Source organism: Protofrankia sp. CiP1_Cm_nod1, assembly GCF_920888515.1.
GTDB lineage: Bacteria > Actinomycetota > Actinomycetes > Frankiales > Frankiaceae > Protofrankia.
Genome location: NZ_CAKKTM010000390.1, coordinates 9828 through 15280 on the forward strand (window position 1 = coordinate 9828; position 5453 = coordinate 15280).

General features: G+C 68.0%; 4 protein-coding genes and 2 pseudogenes. 2 read left to right on the forward strand and 4 right to left on the reverse strand.

Annotated features, from left to right (window positions below):
* Both NBX02_RS17635 and NBX02_RS17640 read left to right on the forward strand, forming a co-directional pair.
* Positions 1-798 (forward strand): annotated as a pseudogene (locus NBX02_RS17635) (hypothetical protein); the annotation flags it as partial.
* A 1-nt stretch (position 799) separates the two neighbouring features.
* On the forward strand, positions 800-4147 hold the full coding sequence (locus NBX02_RS17640; protein ID WP_250292276.1) for a Swt1 family HEPN domain-containing protein: 3348 nt from the start codon (positions 800-802) through the stop codon (positions 4145-4147).
* A 69-nt stretch (positions 4148-4216) separates the two neighbouring features.
* On the opposite strand, the pseudogene NBX02_RS23350 reads toward NBX02_RS17640, so the two are convergent.
* From NBX02_RS23350 to NBX02_RS17650, 4 genes and pseudogenes are all read right to left on the reverse strand, one after another.
* Positions 4217-4357 (reverse strand): annotated as a pseudogene (locus NBX02_RS23350) (type II toxin-antitoxin system VapC family toxin); the annotation flags it as partial.
* A complete protein-coding gene (locus NBX02_RS17645; RefSeq protein ID WP_445548509.1) occupies positions 4354-4602 on the reverse strand; it encodes an antitoxin in 249 nt (82 codons plus the stop codon). The pseudogene NBX02_RS23350 and the gene NBX02_RS17645, both read right to left, overlap by 4 nt.
* Positions 4603-4883: 281 nt before the next feature.
* Positions 4884-5006, reverse strand: coding sequence for a hypothetical protein (locus tag NBX02_RS23355; RefSeq protein WP_445548510.1), 123 nt, complete (start codon positions 5004-5006; stop codon positions 4884-4886).
* Positions 4996-5286: a nucleotidyltransferase domain-containing protein gene (locus NBX02_RS17650; RefSeq protein ID WP_250292279.1), complete on the reverse strand. Its 291-nt coding sequence runs from the start codon at positions 5284-5286 to the stop codon at positions 4996-4998. Before NBX02_RS17650 ends, NBX02_RS23355 begins: the two co-directional genes overlap by 11 nt.
* Positions 5287-5453: the final 167 nt, after the last annotated feature.

Below are 5453 nucleotides of genomic sequence, written 5' to 3' on the forward strand. Positions count from 1 at the left end.
TCCTCGATCGTACTGTCGCTGCGTCCTCGTCCCGAGGGTGCGCCGACGACGGACCGGCGTGGGTTTATCGCGGCGCTTGAGGCGGAGCTGCCGGAGGCGCTGCGGAAGTTGCAGCAGGGGCAGATCGCGCCGGTGGATCTGCCGCAGGCGGCGATCGGGCCGGGGATGGCGGTGTTCAGCCGGTACAGCGCGGTCCTTGAACCTGACGGCAAGAAAATGACCGTGCGCTCGGCGCTGGTGCGGATCAACGAGATCCTCGATACGGTGCTGGCCGAGCAGGAGGGCGACTTTGATTCGATCTCCCGGTTCGCGATCGCGTGGTATCGGCAGCACGGCTACGGCGTCGGCAGGTTCGGCGACGCCGACAACCTCGCCCGGGCCCGCAACACCAGCGTCGACGTGATGGACCGGGAGGAGATCCTGACGAGCCGGGCTGGCAACGTGCGGCTCATCAGGCCCGCCGACCTGTCGTGGGACTACGACGTCCTGAAGGACAGCCATACCAGCAACTGGGAGGCGCTCCACCATCTGATCAAGGTGCTGGAGCGTGACGGTATCGCCCCGGCGGGCGACTTTCTCCAGGCGGCGTTGAGTCGCCCGGACGGCGCTGTTGATGCTGACCTCGTCAAGGAGCTTGCGCACCTTCTCTTTCGCATCGCGGAGGGCAGCGGTTGGCCGAAGGACGCCTTGAGCTTCAACAGCCTGGTGACGAGCTGGCCGGAGATTCTGGAGGTCGCGCGCACTCAGAAGAAGCCCGCCAGGACGCAGTCCGCGATCGACTTCGAGGGGGACGAGTGAGATGGCGCTGAGCAACCGTGACCGCATCGAGCGGATGTTCCAGATCCTCGCGCCGGCGCTGGACGACTTCATCTCGTCGGTGATCGGCCAGGCCGACCCGGCGCTGGGCGCTGAGTGGACGAAGCTGGTCCAGGCGAAGGACCTCAAGAACGGCGTGCCCGCGGGGAAGAGCTACGACCCGCTCGACCCGCAGGTTCAGTTCCGCATGCTCACCGAAGGCAACATCACCGGCGGCTACAAGCAGGGCTGGTACCCGTTCACCCAGGCCGTCGGGCGTGCCGGCGAAACCTTCGCCAGCGAGCTCCGCGAGGTGCGCAACGACTGGGCGCACAACGGCTCGTTCACCGACGACGACGCCTACCGCGCGCTCGACACCGGCGAACGCCTGCTCAAGCTCATCGGCGCGAACGCCGAGTTCGACGAGGTCCGCGGCATCCGGCTCAACCTGCGTCGGGTGACCGCCGACAAGGACGACCGGAAGGTCCTCAAGGCCGCGGTCGCCAACCCCGAGGCCACCGGGCTCAGGCCGTGGCGCGAAGTGCTCCAGCCGCACGACGACGTCGCGACCGGCAACTTCCATGCCTCCGAGTTCGCCGCCGACCTCTACAAGGTCGCCACCGGCGGCGAGGCCGACTCCGACTATGCCGACCCGGTCGAGTTCTTCAGGCGCACCTACCTCACCGAAGGCCTCCGCGACCTGATCGGCCGCGCCGTGCGACGTCTCTCGGGCGACGACAACGCCTCGCCGGTGATCAACCTTCAGACCAACTTCGGTGGCGGTAAGACCCACTCGATGCTGTCGCTGTGGCACCTGGCCGCCGGGCTTCCCGTGGGCGAGTTCCCGCAGGAGACTCAGGAGCTGCTCACCGCCAACGGCTACACCGGCACCGCGGTGAACCGGGTCGCGATCGTGGGCAACCACCTCAGCCCGTCCGGTGTCACCAAGGACGACGGCACCCGCGTCAACACGATCTGGGGTGAGCTGGCCTGGCAGCTCGGCGGTGCCGAGGCGTACGCCATCGTCGCCACCGCGGACAGCGACCGCACCCACCCCGGCGACGCGCTCCACACGCTGCTGGCGACGTACGCGCCCGCCGTCATCCTGATCGACGAGTGGGTCGCCTACGCCCGCTCGCTCGTCGGCCGCGACGACCTCGCGGGCGGCACGTTCGACGACCAGTTCACCTTCGCCCAGTCGCTGACCGAGACCGCCAAGGGCACCTCAGGCGTCCTGCTCGCGATCTCGATCCCTGCCTCCGAGAGCGGGGACGACTCCGAGACCGTGGCCGGGAACGCCGAGGAGGTCGGCGGCACCAACGGGCTCGAAGCCTTGAAGCGGCTCCAGAACGTCGTGCGCCGGGTGGCCGACCAGTGGCGCCCGGCGTCGTCGGACGAGGCCTACCACATCGTCAAGCAGCGGCTGTTCAAACAGCCCGACGCCGCCGCGCTCGCCTCGATCGGAGCGACCGCCAGGGCGTACGTGGAGCTGTACCGCAAGTACACCGACGACTTCCCGCGTGAGGCGCGCGACACGGCGTACGAGTACCGCATCAAACGGACCTACCCGATCCACCCGGAGACGTTCGACACCCTCTACGAGGAGTGGTCCTCGCTGGAGCGCTTCCAGCGCACCCGCGGTGTGCTGCGGCTGATGAGCACGGTGATCCACGCGCTCTGGACGGGCGAGGACGCGTCACCGTTGATCATGCCGGGTTCGATCCCGCTCGCCACCGCGAACGTGAACGCCGAGCTGACGCAGTATCTCCAGGACTCCTGGAAGACGATCATCGATGCCGATGTCGACGGCCCGAACTCCGAGCCGGCGCGCATCGACAAGGAGAAGCCGCTGTTCGGCCAGCGGGCGCTGACCAGGCGGCTCGCCCGCACGGTGTTCTTCGGCGCCGCCCCGACCGTCGCACCCGGCTCGGTCCACAAGGGCATCAACACCCAGCGGGTCTTCCTCGGCACCGCGATCCCCGGCGACGTCCCGGGCAACTTCCACGCCGCGCTGACCCAGCTCGGCGACCGGGCGACGTACTTCTACTCCGGGTCCGGCAAGTACTGGTACGACCTTCAGCCCAACATCACCCGCACCGCCAAGGACCAGGCCGAACGCCTCTACAAGGAAGACGTGTGGAAGGAGGTCGTCACACGGCTGCTCGGCCAGGGCCGCCTGAAGGGTGACTTCGCCGGCGTCCACGTCTGCCCGGAGACCAACGCCGACATCCCCGACACCAGCGAGGCGCGCCTCGTCATCCTGCACCCGAAGTTCGCCCACAAGCGGGGCGCCGGGTCGGCCGCCAAGGACTTCGCCCAGAAGGCGACCGAGCAGCGCGGCAGCTCCAACCGGACCAACCGCAACATGCTCGTCTACCTCGCCCCCGACGAGGCCCGGCTGGAGGAGCTCGACACCGCCACCCGCGACCACCTCGGCTGGAAGCACGTCCTCGACAACGAGGCCGGCCTCGACCTGACCCAGAACCAGAAGAAGCAGGCTACCCAGCGCCAGGCCCAGGCCGACCAGACCGTCACGGCCAGGCTCCTGCAGACCTTCACCTGGGCGCTCGTCCCGGCCCAGCCGGACCCGAGCGCGCCGTTCCTCATCCGCGAGACCAAGGTCGAAGGACAGTCCCACTCGCTCGCCGAGCGGGTCTCCCGCCGCCTCGGCAACGACGGCGACCTCTCGACACGGCAGGCCGCGTCGACGATCCGCCTGGCGATCGGCAAGGTCCCGCAGATCTGGAAGGACGGCCACGTCTCGCTCGGCGCCCTGTGGGGGCTCTACAGCCAGTACCCCTACATGCCTCGCCTGCGCGACAGGACGGTCCTCAACGAGGGCATCATCGACCTGCCGATGATCTGGCAGACCGATGCCTTCGCACTCGCCGCCGGTTACGACGACTCGGCCGGCCGCTACGACGGGCTCTGGACACCCGAGGACACCGGCGCCGCACCGGTGGCCACCGACTCGCTGTTACTGGTGCGTCCCGACGTTGCCGTCAAGCAGCGCGCCGCCGAAGTCCAGGCGACGCCGGGCCTGGCGGAAACCCCGGGCGAGGACGACGCGAAGAAGCCCTTCAAGCCGGACCCCGACCACCCCGGCGTCTACCGCAAGGCCAGGACGCGGTTCTACGGCGTGAAGACCCTGAACCCCGACAAGATCGCCCTTGACTTCAGGAACGTCGCCGACGAGATCATCGCCAACCTCCGCCAGGACGGCACCGAGCTCGTCGTGAAGATCGAGATTGAGGCCACGAAGAGCACCGGCTTCGAGGAAGGCCAGGTTCGCACCGTCTCCGAGAACGCCCGGACCCTGAAGTTCGACCAGTCGGGCTTCGAGGAGAACTGAACGGCCTACCGGCACGACCACCGGACAAGAACGCACACCGCCCCTCTGCGCACACTGCTTCGCCACGCCATACCACAGCTCGAACAAGACGACCGACGAGAGCGCGAGATAATCCCCGGACGCTCCGGCCTCCCGGTACCGTTCCCGCACGCCGACGGGCTTGTTCCGCAGCAGCGCGACCACGGCGTTGGTGTCCAGAAGGTAGTTCACCCGAAGAAGTCCTCCCCGGCGGGCGTCGGCGGCTGGTTCCTGCCGTCATCGAACAACGGCACATCCACGAAGCGGTCCAGCTCGGCGAACCAGGCATCGACGTCGGACGCGATCGGCTCCAGCAGCACGCCGTCTCCCACATGCCGGACACGCACCCGGTCGCCGGGCAGCCGGAACTCCTTCGGGAGCCGCACCGCCTGGCTCCGGCCGTGTGTGAAGAGCCTCGCGATCGCCGTGTCCGCCATAACGCCTCCCGCAGATGGTAGCTATCAATAGTAGCTACCAAGGGCCCACTGCCGACTCGGTCAGATAGCGGTAGTGCGGGCACGCTGTGACATGAGGCAGTGGTGCTGGCGGCGGTGAACGTCAAGCTCCGCAATGACGGGACCTGCGTCACCTGTCGTTCCCGCGATGGTCGGTGGACCTGACGTACCAGGACACGAACCCTTCGATCATGGTGGCGGGCCCTGAGGTCGCCATCCGTCCGGTCGCCACGCAGACCCCGACCAGGGGCGATGCCCAGTGATCAGCGTGACGGAAAGATCATCTCGCTGGCCAGGAAGGCGGCCTCGTCGACGTCCCGGACGAACGTCGCCGCCGCGACCGCGGCTTCGAACATGTCGACGAGGCAGAGCTCGTCACGCCGCATAGAGGACCCGGGCCTCCGCGAGCACCCGGTCGCGGATGACCCACTTCAGCCGGGCCTTGGGTACCAGGTCGACGCGGCGTCCGATGATCTTTTCGAGATCATCTCGGAGATCGACGATCTCGAAACCGAGCTTTGAGCCGGGCTCCAGCACATACAGCGGGTCGACATCCGAATCGTCGGTGTCGTCGCCGCGAGCCACCGAGCCGAAGACGGACAGCTCGGCGACGCCGTAACGCCGGCACACCTCAGCGATCCGGCTGTCACGAAGATCGACGGCCACCTCCCTATTATCGCCAGAGACGGTCACGACCACGCGGCGCAGGGTCCGCCCCGCGTGACACTGGTGTCACCTCGTCCGAGTCCGAGTCCGAGTCCGAGTCCTGACAAGGGACTGCTCGCCCTTACCCCCTGGGGCTTCGGCAGTCCCGGCGAATCACCTCTGCGAGC

Coding starts and splice junctions, on each gene's coding strand:
- NBX02_RS23355 (WP_445548510.1), bottom strand. CDS start 5,006: ATGCGGCGTGACGAGCTCTGCCTCGTCGACATGTTCGAAGCCGCGGTC.
- NBX02_RS17640 (WP_250292276.1), top strand. CDS start 800: ATGGCGCTGAGCAACCGTGACCGCATCGAGCGGATGTTCCAGATCCTC.
- NBX02_RS17645 (WP_445548509.1), bottom strand. CDS start 4,602: ATGGCGGACACGGCGATCGCGAGGCTCTTCACACACGGCCGGAGCCAG.